Annotated in this window: 3 protein-coding genes; 1 reads left to right on the forward strand and 2 read right to left on the reverse strand. The window is 75.9% G+C overall.

Annotated elements, in window-relative coordinates; translation table 11 throughout:
• Window positions 1–226 precede the first annotated feature (226 nt).
• Window positions 227–1,246, reverse strand: a complete 1,020-nt coding sequence (locus tag L2I40_RS22330) for a GGDEF domain-containing protein (protein ID WP_237217518.1) — start codon at window positions 1,244–1,246, stop codon at window positions 227–229.
• A gap of 176 nt (window positions 1,247–1,422) precedes the next feature.
• Between L2I40_RS22330 and L2I40_RS22335 the strand changes: the two genes are divergently transcribed.
• Entirely contained in the window at window positions 1,423–1,776 is a 354-nt protein-coding gene (locus L2I40_RS22335; RefSeq protein ID WP_237217519.1) for a PilZ domain-containing protein, read from the forward strand.
• A gap of 10 nt (window positions 1,777–1,786) precedes the next feature.
• On the opposite strand, the gene L2I40_RS22340 is transcribed toward L2I40_RS22335, so the two are convergent.
• Window positions 1,787–2,115 (reverse strand): MlaA family lipoprotein (locus L2I40_RS22340; protein WP_237217520.1); only part of this gene is annotated, 329 nt, incomplete at its 5' end.

The raw sequence follows: 2,115 nt of genomic DNA on the forward strand, positions 1-2,115 counted from the left end.
ACGACCGCCGCAAGCTGCATGTGGAGCTGACGCCGGCCGGCCTCGCGCTGCGCGAGGCCCTGCTGCCGGAGGCGCGCGCCGTCATCGCCGCCGCGACGCGCGGCCTGACGCGGGAGGAGGCGGCGACGCTGCTCGTCCTGCTCCGCCGCGCCCGCGCCAACCTCGGCGACTGACCCCGCCGCAGGCCTCGCCATGACGGTCTCGCCCGCCCCTGCGGCGCGGCCGTTCAGCCGGCGACGGGCGCGAGCATCGTGCGGTTCCGACCCGCGGTCTTCGCGGCATAGAGCGCGCCGTCCGCCCGCGCCACGAAGGCTTCCGCCGTCTCGCCCTCGATCAGCACCGCGACGCCGCCCGAGACGGTCACGGTGCCGATCCGCTCGCCCGAGCTGCGCAGCACGAAGGCGCGGTCGGCCATCGCGCAGCGCACGCGCTCGCAGACCCGCAGCGCCGCCTCCGCCGTCATGTCCGGCAGCAGCACGGCGAACTCCTCGCCGCCGTAGCGCGCCGGCCGGTCCTCGGCGCGCAGCGCGTCGCGCAACCGCGCGGCGACGGCGCGCAGCACCGCGTCGCCCACCTGATGGCCCCAGGTGTCGTTGACCTGCTTGAAGTGGTCCACGTCGAGCAGCACGAGCGCCAGGGGCCGCGCCGACCGGCGCCGGTCGCGCAGCAGGTCCGCCAGGTCGCGCTCGAAGGCGCGGCGGTTGCCGAGGCCGGTCAGCGCATCGGTCAGCGCCGCGCGGTGGGTTTCGCCAAGCTCCCGCCGCAGCTCGGCCAGCCGCATCTCCGTCTCGCCGAGGCGCAGCGATACCTGCGCGGTCTGCACCGCGAGGTGCCGGGTAAGCGCGAGCAGCCCGGCGGCGAAGTCGCGCAGGTCCGGCTCGTCCAGCGCGCCAAGCCGCCCGGTCGCATCGCCGAGCAACCGCTCGAAGCTCGCCACCTGCCCGCCCGCGCGGCCGGTCAGTTCCAGCAGGTCGGCCGCCGCCGCTTCCAGCCGCGGCCCGGGATCCTTCGCCGGGCGGCCGGCGACGAAGACCGCGTGCAGCTCGTCGAGCAGCGCCGCGCTCGGCGTGCCGCCGCCGGCCCACGCCGCATCGAGCCGTGATCGCAGCAGCGGGTCGCCGCCGCTGAAATAGGCGTAGAGGACTGCGAGCCGCGCCGGCTCGGGCGCCAAGCCGGCCCGCGCCAGCGCATCGAGCGCGGCGAGGACGGCATCACGCGGGTTGGATCGGATGGTGGTGTCGGGCATGGCGGGGGGTCCTCGGCATGTCCCTAAGCGCGGAGGGTGAACGCTTCGTGCTGCGCGGCCGGAATCGCGGCGGTGGAAGCGGTCTCGATCCGCCGGAAACGATCCGTTCATCGCGAGCCACGAAAACAAGACCGGGCCGCCGTCGCGATCGGATGTGCCGAGCAGGGGATCGTCGCATGACACGAAAGTTCCAGGATCTGCCGAACGCCAGGCCGCTTGCCTGGCAGGGCGTCGAGCGCCGCGCCCATCCGCGCCACCGCATCTCGCTCCCCGCGCGCTTCGTGCCGGAATCCGGGGCGCCGCTGGCGACGGAGGTGGTCGACATCTCGGCCGGCGGCCTCCGCCTCGCCAGTTGCGGCGCCATCCGGCCCGGGTCGCGCGGCGTCGTCTCGGTGGAGGGGCTGCTCGGCCCGCTGCCTTGCACGGTCATGGGCACCGAGGGCGGCGCGCTGCGCCTTCGCTTCGACGCGCTGGAGGCGCTCGGCACGACCTTCCTGGAACGCCTCGCCGCGCTGCCGCCCGCGCCGTGAGGCCAGGCCGCTACTCCTCCGCCCCGGCGTCCTGCGGACAGGCCGCGGCGCGGCGCTGCAGCCACGCACTGCGCAGCACCGCATAGGCGTCGAGCGAGGTCGCCTCCACCCGCTGCAGCGCGTCGTGCAGGCGGTCATAGGCCAGGAAGGCATCGCCGCCCTGCCAGGCGCCGACCGGCGCCGCGCCGAGGCCCGCCGCCATCGCCGCGGACAGTCCCAGCGCCGCCGTCGCGTCGCGCAGCGAGGTCGGCCCGAGCAGCGGCAGCACGAGATAGGGTCCGCTCGGGACGCCCCAGGCGCAGGCGGCGTCGCCGGGCGTTACCATGCGCCGGGCGTAGC

This window comes from Falsiroseomonas oryziterrae (assembly GCF_021864505.1).
In the GTDB taxonomy this organism is placed as follows: domain Bacteria; phylum Pseudomonadota; class Alphaproteobacteria; order Acetobacterales; family Acetobacteraceae; genus Falsiroseomonas; species Falsiroseomonas oryziterrae.